The organism is Paenibacillus durus (assembly GCF_000756615.1).
Classification (GTDB): Bacteria; Bacillota; Bacilli; order Paenibacillales; family Paenibacillaceae; genus Paenibacillus_AQ; species Paenibacillus_AQ durus.
In genome coordinates, this window is the sequence record NZ_CP009288.1 from 1,152,647 (window position 1) to 1,173,727 (window position 21,081).

12 protein-coding genes, 15 tRNA genes and 3 rRNA genes are annotated in these 21,081 nt (G+C 51.4%); 24 read left to right on the forward strand and 6 right to left on the reverse strand.

Features of this window, described 5'->3' with window-relative positions; all coding sequences use genetic code 11:
• Positions 1–281: 281 nt before the first annotated feature.
• The 18 genes from PDUR_RS05275 to PDUR_RS05360 all read left to right on the forward strand — a co-directional run bounded on the left by PDUR_RS05275 (position 282) and on the right by PDUR_RS05360 (position 7,050).
• Positions 282–1,834: ribosomal RNA gene (locus PDUR_RS05275) — 16S ribosomal RNA — on the forward strand.
• 391 nt (positions 1,835–2,225) lie between these two features.
• A 23S ribosomal RNA gene (locus PDUR_RS05280) occupies positions 2,226–5,154 on the forward strand.
• Positions 5,155–5,353: 199 nt separating this feature from the next.
• Positions 5,354–5,470, forward strand: a 5S ribosomal RNA gene (rrf, locus tag PDUR_RS05285).
• Together the 16S, 23S and 5S rRNA genes with 15 tRNA genes alongside form the textbook arrangement of a ribosomal RNA operon.
• Before the next feature lie 61 nt (positions 5,471–5,531).
• Positions 5,532–5,608: transfer RNA gene (locus PDUR_RS05290), tRNA-Ile, on the forward strand.
• A gap of 3 nt (positions 5,609–5,611) precedes the next feature.
• Positions 5,612–5,684 (forward strand) — tRNA-Asn (locus PDUR_RS05295).
• Positions 5,685–5,752: 68 nt separating this feature from the next.
• Positions 5,753–5,841 (forward strand) — tRNA-Ser (locus PDUR_RS05300).
• A gap of 47 nt (positions 5,842–5,888) precedes the next feature.
• A tRNA-Glu gene (locus PDUR_RS05305) sits at positions 5,889–5,963 on the forward strand.
• A gap of 7 nt (positions 5,964–5,970) precedes the next feature.
• Positions 5,971–6,046, forward strand: a tRNA-Val gene (locus PDUR_RS05310).
• A gap of 28 nt (positions 6,047–6,074) precedes the next feature.
• Positions 6,075–6,151, forward strand: a tRNA-Met gene (locus tag PDUR_RS05315).
• 27 nt (positions 6,152–6,178) lie between these two features.
• Positions 6,179–6,255: transfer RNA gene (locus PDUR_RS05320), tRNA-Asp, on the forward strand.
• Positions 6,256–6,304: 49 nt separating this feature from the next.
• Positions 6,305–6,380 (forward strand) — tRNA-His (locus PDUR_RS05325).
• A gap of 18 nt (positions 6,381–6,398) precedes the next feature.
• Positions 6,399–6,473, forward strand: a tRNA-Gln gene (locus tag PDUR_RS05330).
• A 71-nt stretch (positions 6,474–6,544) separates the two neighbouring features.
• Positions 6,545–6,620: transfer RNA gene (locus PDUR_RS05335), tRNA-Lys, on the forward strand.
• Between the two features lie 12 nt (positions 6,621–6,632).
• Positions 6,633–6,720, forward strand: a tRNA-Leu gene (locus PDUR_RS05340).
• 7 nt (positions 6,721–6,727) lie between these two features.
• A tRNA-Gly gene (locus PDUR_RS05345) sits at positions 6,728–6,802 on the forward strand.
• Positions 6,803–6,808: 6 nt separating this feature from the next.
• Positions 6,809–6,885: transfer RNA gene (locus PDUR_RS05350), tRNA-Arg, on the forward strand.
• Positions 6,886–6,894: 9 nt separating this feature from the next.
• A tRNA-Pro gene (locus tag PDUR_RS05355) sits at positions 6,895–6,968 on the forward strand.
• An 11-nt stretch (positions 6,969–6,979) separates the two neighbouring features.
• A tRNA-Gly gene (locus tag PDUR_RS05360) sits at positions 6,980–7,050 on the forward strand.
• A gap of 71 nt (positions 7,051–7,121) precedes the next feature.
• Here PDUR_RS05360 and PDUR_RS05365 read toward each other — a convergent pair.
• The gene (locus PDUR_RS05365; protein ID WP_042205393.1) at positions 7,122–7,322 is read right to left on the reverse strand and encodes a hypothetical protein; all 201 of its coding nucleotides are present in this window, start codon (positions 7,320–7,322) and stop codon (positions 7,122–7,124) included.
• A gap of 131 nt (positions 7,323–7,453) precedes the next feature.
• On the opposite strand from PDUR_RS05365, the gene PDUR_RS05370 reads away from it, so the two are divergent.
• On the forward strand, positions 7,454–8,353 hold the full coding sequence (locus tag PDUR_RS05370; protein ID WP_042205394.1) for a LysR family transcriptional regulator: 900 nt from the start codon (positions 7,454–7,456) through the stop codon (positions 8,351–8,353).
• 402 nt (positions 8,354–8,755) lie between these two features.
• Positions 8,756–9,400 (forward strand): DUF1847 domain-containing protein, encoded by a 645-nt coding sequence (locus tag PDUR_RS05375; RefSeq protein WP_042205395.1) that lies wholly within the window; start codon positions 8,756–8,758, stop codon positions 9,398–9,400.
• A 313-nt stretch (positions 9,401–9,713) separates the two neighbouring features.
• On the opposite strand, the gene katA is transcribed toward PDUR_RS05375, so the two are convergent.
• From katA to PDUR_RS05390, 3 genes are all read right to left on the reverse strand, one after another.
• A complete protein-coding gene (gene katA / locus PDUR_RS05380) occupies positions 9,714–11,171 on the reverse strand; it encodes a catalase KatA (RefSeq protein ID WP_042205396.1) in 1,458 nt (485 codons plus the stop codon).
• A 265-nt stretch (positions 11,172–11,436) separates the two neighbouring features.
• Positions 11,437–13,053, reverse strand: coding sequence for an alpha-glucan family phosphorylase (glgP, locus tag PDUR_RS05385; protein WP_042205397.1), 1,617 nt, complete (start codon positions 13,051–13,053; stop codon positions 11,437–11,439).
• 257 nt (positions 13,054–13,310) lie between these two features.
• Positions 13,311–14,222, reverse strand: a complete 912-nt coding sequence (locus tag PDUR_RS05390) for a LysR family transcriptional regulator (RefSeq protein ID WP_042205398.1) — start codon at positions 14,220–14,222, stop codon at positions 13,311–13,313.
• Between the two features lie 141 nt (positions 14,223–14,363).
• On the opposite strand from PDUR_RS05390, the gene PDUR_RS05395 reads away from it, so the two are divergent.
• The 4 genes from PDUR_RS05395 to aroD all read left to right on the forward strand — a co-directional run bounded on the left by PDUR_RS05395 (position 14,364) and on the right by aroD (position 19,386).
• Complete coding sequence (locus tag PDUR_RS05395) at positions 14,364–16,355, forward strand: NAD(P)/FAD-dependent oxidoreductase (RefSeq protein ID WP_042205399.1); 1,992 nt, start codon at positions 14,364–14,366, stop codon at positions 16,353–16,355.
• Between the two features lie 73 nt (positions 16,356–16,428).
• Complete coding sequence (locus tag PDUR_RS05400) at positions 16,429–17,292, forward strand: shikimate dehydrogenase (RefSeq protein ID WP_042209090.1); 864 nt, start codon at positions 16,429–16,431, stop codon at positions 17,290–17,292.
• Positions 17,293–17,375: 83 nt separating this feature from the next.
• Positions 17,376–18,590 (forward strand): MFS transporter, encoded by a 1,215-nt coding sequence (locus tag PDUR_RS05405; protein WP_042205400.1) that lies wholly within the window; start codon positions 17,376–17,378, stop codon positions 18,588–18,590.
• 31 nt (positions 18,591–18,621) lie between these two features.
• Positions 18,622–19,386, forward strand: coding sequence for a type I 3-dehydroquinate dehydratase (gene aroD / locus PDUR_RS05410; protein WP_042205401.1), 765 nt, complete (start codon positions 18,622–18,624; stop codon positions 19,384–19,386).
• Between the two features lie 89 nt (positions 19,387–19,475).
• On the opposite strand, the gene PDUR_RS05415 is transcribed toward aroD, so the two are convergent.
• Positions 19,476–20,030 (reverse strand): shikimate kinase, encoded by a 555-nt coding sequence (locus tag PDUR_RS05415; RefSeq protein ID WP_179945193.1) that lies wholly within the window; start codon positions 20,028–20,030, stop codon positions 19,476–19,478.
• Between the two features lie 193 nt (positions 20,031–20,223).
• On the reverse strand, positions 20,224–20,976 hold the full coding sequence (locus PDUR_RS05420) for a MerR family transcriptional regulator (protein WP_233277484.1): 753 nt from the start codon (positions 20,974–20,976) through the stop codon (positions 20,224–20,226).
• Positions 20,977–21,081: the final 105 nt, after the last annotated feature.

Genomic DNA, 21,081 nt, shown 5'->3' on the forward strand with positions numbered 1-21,081 from the left:
CCAAGAAATACGAGTTCTGGTTCAAAAGAAATTTAAAAAAAGATCTTGCATTAAACGGTCGGATGTGATATATTATAAAAGTTGCTGCTGAGGCAAAGTTGAGCGGCGGCAAAGAAGTTTGATCTTTGAAAACTGAACAACGAGTGAGTGGGAATTCGCTTTAAGCGAGTTCCAAAAATAAGATGGATTTCACAGCGTGTTTCACGCTTTTGAAATGCCATCCTTGAGAATGCAAATTCTCGTCAGATGTTTCAAATTGAGCTAATCGCTCTTTCAATACTTTATTGGAGAGTTTGATCCTGGCTCAGGACGAACGCTGGCGGCGTGCCTAATACATGCAAGTCGAGCGGAGTTGTGAGAGAGCTTGCTCTCGATCAACTTAGCGGCGGACGGGTGAGTAACACGTAGGCAACCTGCCCCTTGGACTGGGATAACTACCGGAAACGGTAGCTAATACCGGATAATTCCTCTTAGCTCCTGCTAAGAGGCTGAAAGGCGGAGCAATCTGTCACCAAGGGATGGGCCTGCGGCGCATTAGCTAGTTGGTGGGGTAACGGCTCACCAAGGCGACGATGCGTAGCCGACCTGAGAGGGTGAACGGCCACACTGGGACTGAGACACGGCCCAGACTCCTACGGGAGGCAGCAGTAGGGAATCTTCCGCAATGGGCGAAAGCCTGACGGAGCAACGCCGCGTGAGTGATGAAGGTTTTCGGATCGTAAAGCTCTGTTGCCAGGGAAGAACGTCTTGTAGAGTAACTGCTACAAGAGTGACGGTACCTGAGAAGAAAGCCCCGGCTAACTACGTGCCAGCAGCCGCGGTAATACGTAGGGGGCAAGCGTTGTCCGGAATTATTGGGCGTAAAGCGCGCGCAGGCGGCTGTTTAAGTCTGGTGTTTAAACCATGGGCTCAACCTGTGGTCGCACTGGAAACTGGACAGCTTGAGTGCAGAAGAGGAAAGTGGAATTCCACGTGTAGCGGTGAAATGCGTAGAGATGTGGAGGAACACCAGTGGCGAAGGCGACTTTCTGGGCTGTAACTGACGCTGAGGCGCGAAAGCGTGGGGAGCAAACAGGATTAGATACCCTGGTAGTCCACGCCGTAAACGATGAGTGCTAGGTGTTAGGGGTTTCGATACCCTTGGTGCCGAAGTTAACACAGTAAGCACTCCGCCTGGGGAGTACGGTCGCAAGACTGAAACTCAAAGGAATTGACGGGGACCCGCACAAGCAGTGGAGTATGTGGTTTAATTCGAAGCAACGCGAAGAACCTTACCAGGTCTTGACATCCCTCTGAATCGTCTAGAGATAGGCGCGGCCTTCGGGACAGAGGAGACAGGTGGTGCATGGTTGTCGTCAGCTCGTGTCGTGAGATGTTGGGTTAAGTCCCGCAACGAGCGCAACCCTTGACTTTAGTTGCCAGCAGGTCAGGCTGGGCACTCTAGAGTGACTGCCGGTGACAAACCGGAGGAAGGTGGGGATGACGTCAAATCATCATGCCCCTTATGACCTGGGCTACACACGTACTACAATGGCCGGTACAACGGGAAGCGAAGCCGCGAGGCGGAGCCAATCTTAGAAAGCCGGTCTCAGTTCGGATTGCAGGCTGCAACTCGCCTGCATGAAGTCGGAATTGCTAGTAATCGCGGATCAGCATGCCGCGGTGAATACGTTCCCGGGTCTTGTACACACCGCCCGTCACACCACGAGAGTTTACAACACCCGAAGTCGGTGGGGTAACCGCAAGGAGCCAGCCGCCGAAGGTGGGGTAGATGATTGGGGTGAAGTCGTAACAAGGTAGCCGTATCGGAAGGTGCGGCTGGATCACCTCCTTTCTATGGAGAATCGTTTCCCGTAGCGGAAACATTCAAATCGGAAGCTTGACTTCCGGCAACGCTCACTCGTTGCTCAGTTTTGAGAGTTCAAGCTCTCAAAACGTATCCTTCCAGAACTTGCTTGTAGCCAAGTGGGTCTGGAACGTGATATGATCTTCCTCCGGGGTTAAAGCCGGATGGAGAAACTTGATCCTTGAAAACTGGATACCGAAACGAAAATTGCGTTTTAGAACATCTTTTAGCTGAACTTGTGTCAACAAGTGAAGTTGAAGTGTTGCTTAAAGCGAACCATATTGGGTTTGGAGCGAATTTGGATTGGATGATTACCGCTAAGAGATTAGTTCAGATCTTTCCAACCAAGCGGAGCGGAAAAGCCAAAATGGTGAGCGTTGGTTAAGCTAGTAAGAGCACACGGAGGATGCCTAGGCGCCAGGAGCCGATGAAGGACGTGGCGAACAACGAAAAGGCCTCGGGGAGCTGTAAGCAAGCTTTGATCCGGGGATGTCCGAATGGGGAAACCCGGCTGTGGTAATGCACAGTCACTTCTCTCTGAATTCATAGGAGAGGTAGAGGCAGACCAGGGGAACTGAAACATCTAAGTACCCTGAGGAAGAGAAAACAAGAGTGATTCCGTCAGTAGCGGCGAGCGAACGCGGAACAGCCTAAACCGAAGAGCTTGCTCTTCGGGGTTGTGGGACGTCTCATATGGAGTTACAAAGGAATAGGGTAAATGAAGAGGTCTGGAAAGGCCCGCTGGAAAAGGTAAAAGCCCTGTAATTGAAATTCTGTTCCCTCCGAGACGGATCCCGAGTAGTGCGGGGCACGTGAAACCCCGTATGAATCCGGCAGGACCATCTGCCAAGGCTAAATACTCCCTGGCGACCGATAGTGAAACAGTACCGTGAGGGAAAGGTGAAAAGCACCCCGGAAGGGGAGTGAAACAGGTCCTGAAACCGTGTGCTTACAAGAAGTCAGAGCCCATTTTAGGGGTGATGGCGTGCCTTTTGTAGAATGAACCGGCGAGTTACGTTTAACGTGCAAGGTTAAGGCGAGGAGCCGGAGCCGCAGCGAAAGCGAGTCTGAATAGGGCGACTATAGTACGTGGGCGTAGACCCGAAACCGTGTGATCTACCCCTGTCCAGGGTGAAGGTGCGGTAACACGCACTGGAGGCCCGAACCCACGAACGTTGAAAAGTTCGGGGATGAGGTGGGGGTAGCGGAGAAATTCCAATCGAACTCGGAGATAGCTGGTTCTCCCCGAAATAGCTTTAGGGCTAGCCTCGGTGATTAAGAGTAATGGAGGTAGAGCACTGATTGGGTGCGGGGCCCGCAAGGGTTACCAAGCTCAGTCAAACTCCGAATGCCATCTACTTGTCGCCGGGAGTCAGACAGTGAGTGCTAAGATCCATTGTCAAAAGGGAAACAGCCCAGACCATCAGCTAAGGTCCCCAAGTGTGTGTTAAGTGGGAAAGGATGTGGAGTTGCACAGACAACCAGGATGTTGGCTTAGAAGCAGCCACCATTGAAAGAGTGCGTAATAGCTCACTGGTCGAGTGACTCTGCGCCGAAAATGTAACGGGGCTAAACACACCACCGAAGCTATGGCTTGATGCTTTGCATCAGGGGTAGGGGAGCGTTGTATGCGGGTTGAAGGTTGATCGTGAGGACAGCTGGACTGCATACAAGTGAGAATGCCGGTATGAGTAACGAAAAGATCAGTGAGAATCTGATCCGCCGAAAGCCCAAGGTTTCCTGAGGAAGGCTCGTCCGCTCAGGGTCAGTCGGGACCTAAGGCGAGGCCGACAGGCGTAGTCGAAGGACAACAGGTTGATATTCCTGTACCACCATAATCCGTTATGAGCAATGGGGGGACGCAGGAGGGTAGTGACGCGGACTGATGGATGTCCGTCCAAGCAGTGAGGCTGGTGTATAGGCAAATCCGTACACCGTAAGGCTGGGCTGTGATGGGGAGCGAAAATTGTAGTAGCGAAGGTCATGATCTCACACTGCCAAGAAAAGCCTCTAGCCAGGAGAAGGTGCCCGTACCGCAAACCGACACAGGTAGGCGAGAAGAGAATTCTAAGGCGCGCGGAAGAACTCTCGTTAAGGAACTCGGCAAAATGACCCCGTAACTTCGGGAGAAGGGGTGCCTCGGTAGGGTGAATAGCCCGAGGGGGCCGCAGTGAAAAGGCCCAAGCGACTGTTTAGCAAAAACACAGGTCTGTGCGAAGCCGCAAGGCGAAGTATACGGGCTGACGCCTGCCCGGTGCTGGAAGGTTAAGGGGAGCGGTTAGGGGTAACCCGAAGCTGTGAACCGAAGCCCCAGTAAACGGCGGCCGTAACTATAACGGTCCTAAGGTAGCGAAATTCCTTGTCAGGTAAATTCTGACCCGCACGAATGGCGTAACGACTTGGGCGCTGTCTCAACGAGAGATCCGGTGAAATTTTAATACCTGTGAAGATGCAGGTTACCCGCGACAAGACGGAAAGACCCCATGGAGCTTTACTGCAGCTTGATATTGAACTTGGGTACGATCTGTACAGGATAGGTGGGAGCCTTGGAAGCCGGAGCGCCAGCTTCGGTGGAGGCGACGTTGGGATACCACCCTGATCGTATCTAGGTTCTAACCTGGTACCCTCATCGGGTACGGGGACCGTGTCAGGCGGGCAGTTTGACTGGGGCGGTCGCCTCCTAAAGAGTAACGGAGGCGTCCCAAGGTTCCCTCAGAATGGTTGGAAATCATTCGAAGAGTGCAAAGGCAGAAGGGAGCTTGACTGCGAGACCTACAAGTCGAGCAGGGACGAAAGTCGGGCTTAGTGATCCGGTGGTACCGCATGGAAGGGCCATCGCTCAACGGATAAAAGCTACCCTGGGGATAACAGGCTTATCTCCCCCAAGAGTCCACATCGACGGGGAGGTTTGGCACCTCGATGTCGGCTCATCGCATCCTGGGGCTGAAGTAGGTCCCAAGGGTTGGGCTGTTCGCCCATTAAAGCGGTACGCGAGCTGGGTTCAGAACGTCGTGAGACAGTTCGGTCCCTATCTGTCGTGGGCGTAGGAAATTTGAGAGGAGCTGTCCTTAGTACGAGAGGACCGGGATGGACGTACCGCTGGTGCACCAGTTGTTCCGCCAGGAGCATGGCTGGGTAGCTACGTACGGACGGGATAAGCGCTGAAAGCATCTAAGCGTGAAGCCCCCCTCAAGATGAGATTTCCCAGTATGTAAGACCCCTTGAAGACGACGAGGTAGATAGGTTGGAGGTGGAAGCACGGCAACGTGTGGAGCTGACCAATACTAATCGGTCGAGGGCTTATCCAAATTCACCCCACAAAGTGAAGATGAGGCTGACGAAGCTGAATCCGAGTACTTTGCGGGGACCCCGGAATAGGGAAGACGCAATGTTTCGTTTCGAATCCAGTTTTCAGGCGATCAAGCCTGAAGAACGCTGCAACATTCATCCGCACCGGAAGGTGAAGGACCGAATGTTTCGCGGCAGCATTTGTTTCACAAATGCCCGTTTGGTGGCGATGGCGGAGGGGTTCCACGCGTACCCATCCCGAACACGACCGTTAAGCCCTCCAGCGCCGATGGTACTTGGACCGAAGGGTCCTGGGAGAGTAGGACGCTGCCAAGCGGACACCACATATATTCGTTGTGGTATTTTTTTTGCCGCGACGTTTACATATTACCTAAAAGGGCCCTTAGCTCAGCTGGTTAGAGCGCACCCCTGATAAGGGTGAGGTCGGTGGTTCGAGTCCACTAGGGCCCACCATGGTCCCTGATAGCTCAGTTGGTAGAGCACTCGACTGTTAATCGAGTTGTCACAGGTTCGAGTCCTGTTCGGGGAGTTACCTTTCCGGAAAGCATAGATAGACAGAAATGTTTATAGTGCTTTCCGGGGTACTTTACATATCATGGAGAGGTGTCCGAGTTGGCCGAAGGAGCACGATTGGAAATCGTGTAGGCGTCAAAAGCGTCTCGAGGGTTCGAATCCCTCTCTCTCCGTTGGATTCGTTTACCGCAAGAGATGATATTGATATACTTTATAGCATGGCCCGTTGGTCAAGGGGTTAAGACACCTCCCTTTCACGGAGGTAACAGGGGTTCGAATCCCCTACGGGTCACCAACTATATGGAGGCTTAGCTCAGCTGGGAGAGCATCTGCCTTACAAGCAGAGGGTCGGGGGTTCGATCCCCTCAGCCTCCACCATATATGCAACATTTGAATAAGGTACTGACGCGGGGTGGAGCAGCCCGGTAGCTCGTCGGGCTCATAACCCGAAGGTCGCAGGTTCAAATCCTGCCCCCGCAACCAAATCTTCTTATCAAAGAAGTGCCTCGTGGAACCGTGGTGTAGAGGCCTAACATGCCTGCCTGTCACGCAGGAGATCGCGGGTTCGAATCCCGTCGGTTCCGCCATTTGATTTATCTGTTCTTGTATAACCATTAACCGAATCATTTTATTATGGCGGTCGTGGCGAAGGGGTTAACGCACCGGATTGTGGCTCCGGCATTCGTGGGTTCAAGTCCCATCGATCGCCCCATTGATTAATTTGTACTGTTGGGGATTAGCCAAGCGGTAAGGCAACGGACTTTGACTCCGTCATGCATAGGTTCGAATCCTATATCCCCAGCCACTTCACCCCCAAAAAGTGAAGTTAAACTTAGATGATGACTCCGAGTACTTTTAGGGGACCCCATCTTACGCGAGCCATTAGCTCAGTTGGTAGAGCACCTGACTTTTAATCAGGGTGTCGAAGGTTCGAGTCCTTCATGGCTCACCATGTTTTATCTTTGCGGTCGTGGCGGAATTGGCAGACGCGCACGGTTCAGGTCCGTGTGGGCTAACCCCCCGTGGAGGTTCGAGTCCTCTCGACCGCACCATATTTTTGCGGACGTGGCTCAGCGGTAGAGCATCGCCTTGCCAAGGCGAGGGTCGCGGGTTCGATTCCCGTCGTCCGCTCCATATTTTGCGCCCTTAGCTCAGCTGGATAGAGCGTTTGACTACGAATCAAAAGGTCGGGAGTTCGAATCTCTCAGGGCGCGCCATTATATTAACGGGATGTAGCTCAGCTTGGTAGAGCACCTGGTTTGGGACCAGGGGGTCGCATGTTCGAATCGTGTCATCCCGATTTTCACCTATGCGGGTGTAGTTCAATGGTAGAACTTCAGCCTTCCAAGCTGATAGCGTGGGTTCGATTCCCATCACCCGCTTACTGCGTCAAAAAGACTTCTGCGCTGCAGAGGTCTTTTTTTGCTATACAGATCCGCATTCATAGTAGTTCTTATACGGCTTCAGCTTTGCCGAGGGATTCTGGGTTCGTTTTCTGGCGGGGAGCCGTTGTTTTTTCAAGGGGGACTGCTTCTTCCGCGCTTCTTAGCTTCTTCAGAACGTCATACACACTCTTGATTTCCCTGGTATCGATGATGATCTCTTTGCTGTCTGATGCCCCGGGCACTTTAAAACGCCAATGTTTATTTTCCATCGGTTCCACTCCTCCTAAATGGATTTCTTTTGTAACTCGATTATAATGGGCGAGGCGAATCATGTATAATGAAGGGAAATGATGGAGGACATCACTGTGGCTGATGGCTAAAAAGAAGGGAGCGTGCCGGGATGGATATTGGTCTTCTGAAGGTGTTTATGGCGGTCGCCGAAGAAGGGAGTATTTCAAAAGCGGCCCAAAGTCTAAACTATGTACAATCGAATGTGACGGCAAGAATTCAGCAGCTGGAGCAAGAGCTGAAGACGCCACTCTTTTACCGGCACAGCCGGGGGATTACGCTTACTTCGGCGGGTCAGACCCTTATGACGTATACCGAGAAGATTTTAAATCTGCTGGAGGAGGCGGAAAAGGCGGTTCTGGATTCACCAATTCCCAAGGGCTCCATTACGGTTGGCTCCGATACGACGGCGGCCATACGCTTGCCCTCTATTTTATCCGCCTATCGCGGCAAATTTCCTGAGGTCGAAGTCCATCTGGAAATCGGATCAACGGATCACCTCATCAATGCGGTCCTGCAGTATTCCGTTAGCGGAGCCTTTGTGGACGGGCCGGTCGAGCATCCGGACATTATTCAGGAGTTTATCATTAACGAGCGTTTGGGACTGATCATACCGGAAACGATGGATTTTCGCGGGCTCCGAACCATTAAGGACAAGACACTGCTGATCTTGAACCCAGACTGCATGTACAGGATGCAGTTGGAAGAGTGGCTCAGGGACGAAGGCTTCCGTCTAGCCAAAGTCATGCAGTTCGGAACAATGGAAGGGCTGCTGGGCTGTGTAAAGGCGGGGATCGGCTTTGTAGTGCTGCCTGTATCTTATTACAATAAGCTGAATGTCAAGGACGGCATCCGGTGCTACCCTTTTCCGGAGAGGTACCGGGAAGTTCCGACGGTTTTTATACGGCGGCGCGATCTGTACATGACGAGCGCCTATCATAAATTTATCGAGGAGCTAAAGGAGCATCTGCCGGAAGCGGTGTCGTGCGGAGCCCGGGCTTCGGAATCATAGAGGAATAAATCCGAAACTAACTGTCCGTCCTGATGTTTTTTTGTAACATTTAAAGTGATTTTATTTATGAGCTGCGTTTCTTGTATTGACGATCATAAGGCTAAGCATTAAAGTCATACTAAGTTAGTGTGAATAGTGTGATAATTGATCCATCTAGATGATTAGAGGTCACTCAAACGCTGACTTTCTGGCGGGACGAGGAGTACTGAAATAAAAACCGACTTTACGAAAAGAGGTTGAGATACAAGGCATGCTGCGGCTGCGCTTTGTATTCTTAACCTTTTTTATATTCAGCAGTCAGGGCGGCCGGTAGTTCGTACATTTAAAGATCTCTTTTTTGTTTTTTAGCTGCTGAGCAGGATGGGATCACTTTACCAAAGATGCAATCTGGAGGAGGACATTATGGCGGATTATAGTTTTTCATGCACGAGCTGCGGTGTATACAACTGCACAACAAGGGAAGCGGAATTTCCGAAAGCCTGCCCCACGACGAATTCCGATGAGGTGTTCCTTGAGGAAGCCCTTGATGCTTATAAAAAGGACGAGCTGGTATCGAGAATCGCACGGGCATCGGCGGAGGTCGAGGGACAACTCTACGGCAAGCTGACCAGAGTCGAGGAGATTATTGAATTTGCCAAAAAATTGGGCGCAAAGAAGATCGGTATTGCAACCTGCGCCGGATTGATTCAGGAAAGCAAGATTTTTGCGAAAATTTTGAAAGCCCGGGGATTAGAATTCTATAGTGTCATATGCAAAGTCGGAGGCGTGGATAAGACCGAAATCGGCATCCCTGAAAAGGATAAAGTAAGAAAAGGCGGCCATGAGTCGCTCTGCAATCCGCTTATGCAGGCGAGGATCCTCAATGCGGAACAAACTGATCTGAATGTGGTGGTCGGACTTTGCGTCGGTCATGATTCGCTGTTCATGAAATATTCGGACGCCCCTGTAACAACGTTGGTGACGAAGGACCGTGTTATGGGCCATAACACGGTTGCCGCGCTGTATACGACAGGCTCGTACTACGCCAAGCTTCTCCGTTCAGAATAAAAAATTGGGAAGGGAGACGAATATGGGGGGGGGAGAAGGAGCATTTCCTTTATCCGGTTCTCGGCAGCCGCATGCAGAAGAACAGGTTATAAGGACGGCAGCTTCTTATAATTGCGGCGGTTTATGTGTATTGAAAGCGTATGTCGCCATCCTTGGCTTGTTTGTCATTAAAAGAGCGGACACAACAATTAGACGCATATAATTTCCAAAAGTTTCAAATTGATTATGTGTCAGCATTGAGCATTTTGAGACAGCAGCACAAAGCCCCGAACCAGGCGGTTCGGGGCTTTCCATAGAATAAAAATGGGGGATATTAGTTCTCGGCCGCTGCTGACAGTCCGAGCCCTTCGGCAATTCGGGTGCCGAACTCGGGATCGGCTTTGTAGAAATGGCCAATCTGGCGGAGCTTGATGTCATCTTGTTCCACCGGCTTCATCGCATCGACGATGTTGCGCACCAGTCTGGCGCGTTCGTCTTCGCTCAGCAGGCGGTACAGATCGCCAGGCTGGGTGTAGTGATCGTCATGGTCGTAGGCGACGCTGGCGGCCTGCCCGGAGACTTCATATGGGGCAATCTTGTGCTCCGGAGACTCTTTCGGTCCGCCGAAGCTGTTCGGTTCGTAGTATACGGAGGCGCCGCCGTTGCTGCCATAGGCCATCGCGCCGTCTCGTTGGTGGTTATGCACCGGGCACTGCGGACGGTTGATCGGGAGCTGATTATGGTTCGGTCCCACCCGGTAGCGGTGGGCGTCGGCATAGGCGAACAGACGGCCCTGCAGCATTTTGTCGGGAGAAGCCTCGATGCCGGGAACGAAGGAACCCGGGGAGAAGGTGGCCTGCTCCACTTCGGCAAAATAGTTCTCTGGATTGCGGTCCAAAACCATGCGGCCGACCTCAATCAGCGGGTAATCTTGTTGCGACCATACTTTGGTGACATCGTACGGATCGAAGCGGTACGTATCCGCGTCTTCAATCGGCATAATCTGCACGTACAGCTTCCATGCCGGGAAATCGCCGTTGGCGATTGCGTTGAATAAGTCTTCCGTATGGTAATCCGGATGCTCTCCGGCGATTTTGGCTGCCACATCGACATCCATGTTCTGAATACCCTGCTCGGTTTTAAAATGGTATTTCACCCAAACGGCTTGTCCTTCGGCGTTGACCCATTTGAACGTATGGCTGCCGAAGCCGTGCATATGGCGCAGCGTTGCCGGAATGCCGCGGTCGGACATCAGAATGGTAACCTGATGCAGTGACTCGGGCGAAAGGGACCAGAAATCCCAGACGGCTGTCGGATTTTTCAGATGGGTCTGAGGATGGCGCTTCTGCGTATGGATAAAGTCCGGGAACTTGATCGCATCACGGATGAAGAAGACCGGAGTGTTATTGCCGACAAGATCGTAGTTTCCTTCCTCGGTGTAGAACTTGACGGCAAAGCCGCGCGGATCGCGGACGGTATCGGCCGAACCCAGTTCGCCGGCAACGGTGGAGAAACGGATGAACATGGGCGTGCGTTTGCCAATGTGGGAGAGGAAGGCTGTCTTTGTATATTGAGAAAGATCCTGAGTGACTTCAAAATATCCGTGAGCTCCGGCGCCTTTGGCATGAACGACACGTTCCGGGATGCGCTCTCTGTTGAAGTGAGCCAGCTTTTCCAGCAGATGGACGTCTTGGATCAAGGTCGGGCCTCGCGAGCCTGCGGTAAGCGAATTTTGGTTGTCTCCTACCGGAGCGCCCCAACTGGTCGTTAAGCGGTCATGGTTTGAACTCATACACATGTCACCTCATATGATTAAATTTAGATTTAGTATAAGTATCATGATAAATAGTATTTTTGGAAAAAGCAATATTTTAAATAATATTTTAATTGAAAGGTTTTTAAAATAGGGCGGGAAGAGGGCGGAAATACTGGCAGGCAGACGCCGAAAATGTTGGGAGGCAGACGGCGAAAGACGGAAAAAGGCGGAAAGTATCCTGAGGATCAATAAAAAAACCCATCCGATTAGGACGGGTTTCGGACGGGTATGATGAGGGGAGTCAGGAGGAAATATACATTTTGGCGTAGTACTCCTCCAGCATGCGCTTAGTCGCGAATTCCGTGCGAGTCGTCTCGATGCTTCTGCGCATCATTTGCGTCCATTTCTCGCGGTTGTCGTAATAAGTGGGAAGCACGCGTTGCAGCAGGGTGTCGTACAGGGCATCGCTGTCATGACGGTCCAGCAGCTCGAAGTCAGTCGTCTCGAAGCCGTCGCCGATCTGCCAGCCGTTCTCGCCGTCGATGCAGGCCTCAGGCCACCAGCCGTCCAGAATGGAGCAGTTGAGCACGCCGTTCATGGCGGCCTTCATCCCGGATGTTCCGCTCGCTTCAAGCGGTCTGCGCGGATTGTTAAGCCACACGTCGGAGCCGCGGGTCAGCATCGCGCCAATCGTCATATCGTAGTTCTCCAGGAATACGACGCTTTTCGGATACTTTTTCATCATGGCGACCAGGTTGCTGACGATTTTTTTGCCGGTGTCGTCCAGCGGATGCGCCTTGCCGGAGAAGACGATTTGCACTTTGCCCGATTCCAGGTAGGGCTCGATAATGTCGGGCCGCGAAAAGAGGAGATCGCTTCGTTTATAAGGGGCGGCTCTGCGGGAGAAGCCTATCAATAGATTGTCCTCATTCAGCCGAATGCCGGAACGTTCTTCGATAAACCCAATCAGCTCGGTTTTGATCTCCGCATGGGCACTCCACAGGTCGCCGTTCTCTTCGTAGGCGCGGGTGATGCGTTCGTCTACCCAGGTTGGCGTATGAATCGCATTGGTGATGGCAATGATCGGCGAGCGGCCGGGAACTTCCTTCCACATTTTGTTCGCGGTCTCGGCATGGAGTTTGGCAACCCCGTTGGAAATGCGCGAGAGACGCAGACCGGCGACGGTCATGTTGAACGGTTCTCCGCCAATACGCTCCATCTGGCTGCGGGTCAGTCCGTTGAAGGCACCCATATACTCCAGACGGCTCAGCGGATGGGATTCGTTGCCTTCTTTGATCGGGGTATGCGTGGTGAACACAACCTCCTGCCGGGTCGCTTTCCAGGCTTCTTCAAAGGTGGCGCCTCCGGCCATTTTTTCGCGGATCAGTTCAACCGCCGCCAGGGCGGCATGCCCTTCGTTAAAATGATACACATCCACCGGGATTTCCAGCGCCCGCAGGGCTTTTACCCCGCCGATACCGAGCACGATTTCCTGAGCGATCCGTTCTTCCCCGAACCAGCCGTAGAGCTGGCCTGTAATCCATGCGTCGGCATTCTCCGGTATGTCCGTGTCCAGCAGATAGAGCGGATTATTGCCAAAATGCTCCGTCTTCCAAACCTTGCAGATTACGTCTAGGCCGCGGATCTTGACAGTCACATTTACGCCGGTATCTTCGAGAAAATCATACACATAATTGTGGTAGGAGTCATACGGATTGCCGTTCGCGTCGATCCTCTGGTCGGTATAGCCCTGCTTCCATTTCAGGCCGATGGGAATGATCGGGACATTGATATCTTTGGCGCCCTTGATGTAATCGCCTGCCAGAATTCCAAGCCCTCCGGCGTACATTTTGAAATCGGAATGCAGCCCGTACTCCATGCTGAAATAAGCGACTGACGGTAAGTTCTTCTCATTCAAGCGGATAAGCCTCCCTAATCTTCGGATTAGATTGAATTGCAGCGAATTCTTGCGGCTGTATCGTAGATGCAAACGTTTGACTCAGTAAAACGTGAATCGCTAGAGTTGAAAACGATTTCAGGTATATTTTAACATAAATAAACCGCGTGTGTAACAACGTTTTTGTAAGAGATGTCAGCAGGGGCCCCAGCCGGGCAACCGATTCCACATAAATGAAATGACGGACCGAAGAGTAAGCCTTGGTCCGCCTTTTATGGTTAGACATGCTTATGCGTTTTTAGAAAAAATTTCTTTCCATAATTGATGGCGAAATTCCGGAACTCCGTGGCGGCGGGAGATAAATAGCGGTTGCGGACGCTCGCGACGTAAATAAAGCGTTCGTATGACGGGTTGCTGATATTGAGAACATCCACATCAAAATGGGAAAGGGCGGATATACGGGGCATCACCGCTATGCCGTATCCTACCGATACAAGACCCGCCATGGCGGTGTCCTCTTCAATCTCGCATACGATGTTTGGTCTTGCGCCCACCTTGGCGAACAAGCTGTCGATGATCGGCCGCAGCCCGCTCTTTGGATTAAAATAAACCATAGGATAGGAAGCCGTCTCCTTAAGATCGATACTGCCCAATTCAGATAACGGATGATTCTTGGGCGTGATGACGACCAGTTCTTGCTCGGCCATTGGGATAAACTCGATTTCGGGTTCATGTTCCATATAAGAGCAGAAGGCGATGTCGTAATGGTCGTCCTTTAAGCCTTGTATGATATTTTTCGTATTTCCCTGATGGAAAGTGAAGGACATTTTCTTATGGTCATCCAGCAAGGAAAAAGACTGCACCAGGGCGGGTACGAAATGAGCGCCAAGCGTGTAGATAAAAGCAAGATCGATCACCCCGCTGGATGGGCTGGTCAGCTCGCGGACCTTCTTCTCGCCTTTCTCCAATTCGTCCAGAGCGCGGTTAACATAGCTAAGGAAGAGCTTGCCGTACTTGGTTAGCCGGATATTCCGTCCCTGCTTCTCAAAAAGATAGGTTCCCAGTTCCTTCTCAAGCTCCGATATGGCATGGCTGAGGCTTGGCTGGGTAATGGATAATTTGATTGCCGCCTGTGTGATATGTTCCGTTTCGGCAATTACCCGGAAATACTGCAGATGCCGTAAGTTCATGTCGTACACCCCTTTATATATAGATAAATTCTATGGAAAAAGCTTAAAATATGAATTAGATTTATAATAACACGTCCTCTATAATAGGCATGTGAAGATTTTCACTTGTGCGTATAAGCTTATTATTATGGAGGGGACAACATGTATCAACATCTTTTTTCGCCGCTGACCGTTAAAAGCATGACGATAAAGAATCGCATTGTAATGCCGCCGATGGGTACGAACTACGGTGATCCGAACGGTGAGTTTACCGAGGATCATATGAAATATTATGAGCGTCGGGCAAAAGGCGGCGTTGGACTCATTATTGTGGAAAATGCATGTCTTCAGTTCCCGATGGGCTCCAATGGAACGACGCAGATCCGCATCGACCACGACCGCTACATTCCGGGCATGTACAGATTGACCGAGAAGCTGCACAAGTACGGCGCCTGCGTCGCGCTGCAAATCAACCATGCCGGGGCTTCCGCAGTGCCTGAACGGATTGGCGGCCAGCCGGTATCTTCTTCCAACATACCTTCGAAGACAGGGGGAGCGGTTCCCCGCCCGCTGGAGAAGGACGAAATTCAGGGTATCGTCGAGCAATACGGCAAAGCGGCGAAACGTGTGGTCGCAGCGGGCTTCGACGCGATTGAAATCCATGCCGGACATTCGTATCTTCTCTGCCAATTTCTGTCGCCGGTCTATAACAAGCGGACTGACGAGTTCGGCGGAAGCTTTGAGAACAGAGCGAGATTTGCGCGAATGGTTATCGACCGGATCAGAAAGGAAGTAGGGCCTTTCTTCCCGATCATGATGCGCTTCAGCGCGGACGAGTTTATCCAAGGCGGCAATACACTGGAAGATACGCTGCAAATTCTCGAGTTCTTGAATGATGAAGTCGATATCTTCAACGTTTCTGCGGCGCTGAACGATTCCCTGCAATATCAGATCGACCAAATGAATCTGCCGGACGGCTGGCGCGCCTATCTGTCCAAAGCGGTCAGAGACAAATTCGGCAAGCCGACCATTGCCACCGGCAACTTCCGCGATCCGGCCGTACTGGAGAAGACGCTTGCAGACGGCGGCGCGGACCTGATTGGTATCGGCCGCGGACTGATCGCCGACCCGGATTGGGTGGGCAAGGTGCAGACCGGACATGAAGAAATGATTCGCAAGTGCATCTCCTGCAACATTGGCTGCGCCGGACACCGGATCGCGCTGAACCGTCCGATCCGCTGCACAATCAATCCTGAAGTCATTCACGGCGAGGATTACAAAGAACATAAGGTAATCCGCCAGACCAATGTTGTCGTCATCGGCGGCGGCACCGCTGGCCTTGAAGCGGCCTGCACGGCTGCCGAGGTGGGCTGCACCACATTCCTGTTCGAGCAAAGACCGCGTGTAGGCGGGCTTGCACGTGAAATCGCCAAGCTCCCGGATAAGAAAAGAATCGTTGATTTCCCGAATTATCTGGAAAAGAGAAGCCAACAGCTGAAAAATCTGATTACCTTCACCAACACGAAAGCCGACGCGCAGCTTATTGAAAACTTCAAGCCGGATGTTATTATTAATGCTACCGGTTCGAAGCCCCTCCTGCCGCCGATTGCCGGACTGCTTGGACATATCGACAAGGAAGGCGAGAACATTCTCTCCATCTTCGGCCTGCTGCGCCGCGTCGATGAATTCTCAGCTATGGATCTGGAAGGCAAAAAAATTGTCGTTATCGGCGGCGGAGCCGTTGGCCTGGACGTTGTGGAATTTTTCGCGGAACGCAAAGCCGAGGTTACGATCGTCGAACGTCTGCCGGAGCTTGGCAGAGACCTGGACCTGATCACCAAGCTGTCCATGATGCAGATGATCAAGGACAAGAATGTATCCGTCCATACGCATACTGCCCTGGTGGAAGTGGCGGGAGATCATTTCAAAGTCAATTATGAGGGCGAGGACAAAAATTTTGCGTTTGACTACGGCTTTGTCTGCCTGGGCATGAAACCGGAGAATCCCGGTCTTGCGGAACTGCAGAGTCATTTTCTGCAGCGGAATGTCGAGGTTGTAAATATCGGCGACAGCTTCAGAACCCGTAAAATTCTCGATGGCATCCGCGAAGGACGCAATATTATTTCGACCTTGGAAAAAATCGGCGCATTGTAATCCGCAGCGCTATTTAAGGAGAGAACACTCCTTGACAATAGATCAATTGACAACGAAGGGAAGTATTAAAAAGATGGCAGAGCGCATTACAGGTTATACACAGCTTATAGGTTTGCTGGGAACTCCGATTGCCCACAGCTTGTCCCCAACTATGCACAACGAAGCTTTTGCTAAACTTGGACTTGACTACGCATATATGGCCTTTGGCGTCGGCAACGAACAGCTGCCTGATGTCATCAAGGGCTTCCGGGCACTGGGTCTTCGCGGCTTTAACGTTACCATGCCGAATAAATCGCTGGTGCTGGACTATCTCGACAAGCTGTCTCCAGCCGCTGAGCTGGCGGGCTCGGTGAACACTGTTGTTAACGAGGACGGTGTTCTGACCGGCCATATCACGGACGGCACAGGATACATGCGCGCGCTTAAGGAGGAAGGCATTAATGTAATCGGCGAGAAGATGACGATTGCCGGCGGCGGCGGAGCTGCTACAGCGATCTGTATTCAAGCCGCTCTTGATGGAGTAAAGGAGATATCCATCTTCAATAAGAAGGATAAGTTCTATCCCCGCGCCGAAGCGACCGTGGAGAAAATCCGCTCCAAGACCGACTGTAAAGTGCAGCTGTTCGATGTTGACGATCAGGAAGCGCTCCGGCGGGAAATTGCGGACAGCGTCATTTTTACCAACGCTACAGGCGTAGGGATGAAGCCGCTTGAAGATCAATGCCTCATTTCCGATCCTTCAATGCTGCGTCCGGATTTGGTGGTATCCGACGTCGTGTATATTCCGAAGAAGACCAAACTGCTCGAAATGGCCGAAGCCAGAGGCTGCCGCACAATCAACGGTCTGGGCATGATGCTGTGGCAGGGAGCCAGAGCCTTCGAAATCTGGACGGGCAAAGAAATGCCTGTCGGCTATATCAAAGAGCTGCTGTTTTAGAGCTTCAGGCTTAATTGGTTCGCAGTGAAAAAAGTAACTATTTATAAATTCCTTATGTGGAAATAAGAATGGATGGAACTCGGATGAAAAATAAATATATGCCGACAGCAATTTCTCTGTATATCAACTACTTTGTGCATGGGATGGGCGCCATTATTATGGCGCAGAATATGGATTACTTAACCAAACAGCTTCATACGGACACTACCGGCGTTGCTTATGTCATTTCGGCGCTCGGCATTGGCCGGCTGCTTGTGCTCTTTGTATCCGGCGTGTTGTCCGATAAATTCGGACGGAAGCCGTTCGTGTTTACCGGAATGGCGATTTACGCGCTGTTCTTCGCCGGTATTTTGATAGCTCCCAATGTGTCCGTCGCCTTTATTTTCGCCTTGCTCGCGGGGATGGCTAACTCGATATTGGATTCCGGAACATACCCTGCTCTGATGGAATCCTTTCCAGAAACGCCGGGTACAGCCAATGTTATCATTAAGGCTTTCATTTCCGCCGGACAGTTCGCGCTGCCGCTGATTATCAGCATGCTGATCTCTAATGATCTATATTACGGATATTCGTTCCTGCTGTGCATCGTGATCTTTATCGTGAACGGGCTGGTGCTATCTCGTCTTAAGTTCCCGGATCATAAAGTCCAGGCGGCTTCGGCAGCCTCATCTGAAAGCAGCAGCGACAGCAAATTCAGAAACAAACCGAATTTTTGGATTGAGGGAATCTGCCTGATTCTAATCGGGTATACCGCAACAGCTACTTTTTATCTGATTTCCGTCTGGCTTCCCAAATACGGCGAACAGGTCGTACAGATGTCCAAGACGTCGTCGCTTCAATTAATCAGTTATTACAGTATCGGATCACTTCTGGCAGTATTCGTCACGTCTTATCTTGTCAAAAGCCTGGTTCGTCCCGTGACTTTCGTGCTGCTGTATCCGTTCATTTCTTTTGTGGCGCTGCTGGTGCTCTGGCAGGTAAGAACTCCGCTTGTCTGCGTTATTTCTGCCTTTGTGATCGGGTTCTCGGCTGCGGGCGGGGTGCTTCAGCTGGCGTTGACTACGATGTCCGAACTGTTTCCAAGCAGCAAGGGGAAAATTACAGGTATCGTCTATACGGCATCCAGTCTGGCTACGTTCTCCATCCCGGTGATTACCGGTATTTTGTCTAAGACGAGTATCAGCAATATCATCCTGTTTGATGCAATCGTTACATTCGTCGGCGTCCTGCTGGCTATAATCGTAAATATGCGGTACCGTAGAGTTATTAATCCGGTTTCTGCTGGGGTTCAAGCTTAAGTGTTATGAGAATGAGTAAGGAGTGAAGTCAATGACCAGCACGGTTAAGGTTAAACAAGTCACCATCGGTGAGGGAATGCCGAAGATTTGCGTTCCGATGGTCGGAGCAACAACAGCGGAGTTGAAAGAAGAAGCCGAAGCGCTAAAATCACTGGATCTCGATGTGGTGGAATGGCGGGTAGATTTCTTCGATCAGGTTGAAAATATTGAAGCGGTCAAAGCTGCCCTTGCCGATATCCGCAATATAATTCCGGACCTCCCGCTCGTCTTTACATTCCGAAGCGCCAAAGAAGGCGGGGAAAAAGAGATTACCACAGAATATTATGCGGAACTGAACCGGGCGGCCGCTGCTACGGGTCTGGCCGATATTATCGACGTCGAGCTGTTTACCGGTGACGATACCGTAAAACCGCTGGTTGATTATGCGCATCAGCAGGGCGCCTACGTCATTATTTCCAATCATGATTTCCATAAGACGCCGCCTAAAGCGGAGATTGTTTCGCGCCTGGAAAAGGCTCGGGAGCTTGGCGGAGATTTGCCTAAGATCGCATTGATGCCGGCTGACGCCGGGGATGTGCTAACTCTGATTGAAGCAACTTATACAATGAAGGAAAAATACCCGGATTGCCCGGTTATAACGATGTCGATGGCGGGAAAAGGCATGATCAGCCGGATTGCCGGAGAGGTATTCGGCTCCGCTCTAACCTTCGGATCGGCGAAAAAGGCGTCGGCGCCAGGGCAGATTCCGGTGTCCGAGCTGCGTACTGCTCTGGAACTGGTGCATCGCAGCCTTTAATCCGGCAGGACGGGAATCCTTACACATGAAAAGAACCCATTATCCGTTAATAAGGTAATGGGTTCTTGTATTTTCTCAGACAACCGCCGCTAGCTATACAGCTCCCAGCCGAGCTTGAGCGTATCGATAATGTGGTCCGCTATTTCTTCGGGGTCAAGCGAGTCGGTAGAGACTTTGGAATTATTGGTTTCGTAAATGGCCTGCCGGCTGTAGAACAGCTGCTCAATCTCCTCCAGCGTCTTGTTCTGCAGCACCGGGCGGCTGTCCATAATGAGCTGCAGCCGGTCTTTCCAGGAATCCCAGCTTAAATCGAGATAGAAGACGATGGAGTTGGCCAGGCAGACCTGCTTGATTTCCTCTTGGAGAAAGGAACCCCCGCCCAGAGAAATAATCTTCAGCCGGGTGGTGGTGCACAGCTTGGTAATGAATTCTTTTTCCATCTGTCTGAAGGCTTTCTCACCCATCGATTCAAAGATCTTTGATACCGGCATGCCGTGAAGCTTCTCGATTTCCTGATCTATATCGATAAAATCGCGGTACAGCTTGTCGGAGAGCTGTCGTCCGATTGTCGTTTTGCCGACGCCCATAAAGCCGATAAGCACAATATTCTTTTCCCGTAAAGGTATATCATTGTTAATTTGCAAGCCCATTCATTCCACTCCTTACTGCATGGAAGCTGATAATTTTTACATAAACTAACTGCCGCTTTAAATGAATAAATTCATTATAAGGTCCACAGAAACTTACAGCAAGATAATGTGAATTTGTTCACCAACCGGTCACTGAAAAAGAGAGGCACAGGGGCGCCCCTGTACCTCTCATGCACGGTGGAATCATTTAGTTTCGCTTTGCTGTGTAGATGAGTACGGCGTCTCTGAGGAAAAGAGCAAGACCGGGTGTATGCTTATCATAGTAAGCGGTGAAGCGTTCGTCGTCGACGTACATCTGCGTGATTCCCGCATGGGCTTCCGGGGAATATGTGCCCCAGTGCGACGTCAGCCACTGCCGGTGAAGATCGGCAGCATGCTGCGCCGGTTCGCTGGCGGGATCGCCGGTCTTCATGCCTTCCGCAAGTGAAGCGAACATCTCCTGTTCCACCTGTTGAATGGCCTTGAATTGTTCCTCCGTCATGTTGAGAAGCTGTTTATTGGACCGGTCAACGGCTTCGTCGCCGTATTTCTCGCGCACTTCCTTGCCATAGGCCTGCTCGTTATCGTCAATCAGCTTTTGCTTGAAGCCTGCAAATTTCTCGGTATCGCTCATTGTAATCCTTCCTTCCTTGCCGGCCAGCGTCTTCTCTACATTCGAGATCAGCAGGTCGAGCTGTTTTCTTTTCTCCAGCAGCTTGCCATGATGCTCCTTCAGCGCTTTCGTTCCGTCGAACGAGGGCGAGGTCACGATTGCCTTGATGTTCTCCAGACTGAGGCCCAGCTCGCGGTAAAATAAAATCTGCTGCAGCAGATCGACCTCGGGCCGGCCATAAATGCGGTAGCCGGAGGAGTTAATTCGGGCCGGTCTCAAAATCCCGAACTCATCGTAATAACGCAGCGTGCGCGCGCTGATTCCCGCAAGTAATGCGAGCTTTTGCACTGTGTATTCCGTGGGTGGCACCTCCTCACAAGCTCAATGTACACCTTTACGCTGCGTTAATGTCAAACGTTTTATTGCCAGCAGAAAAACCCTTGCCGAAGCAAG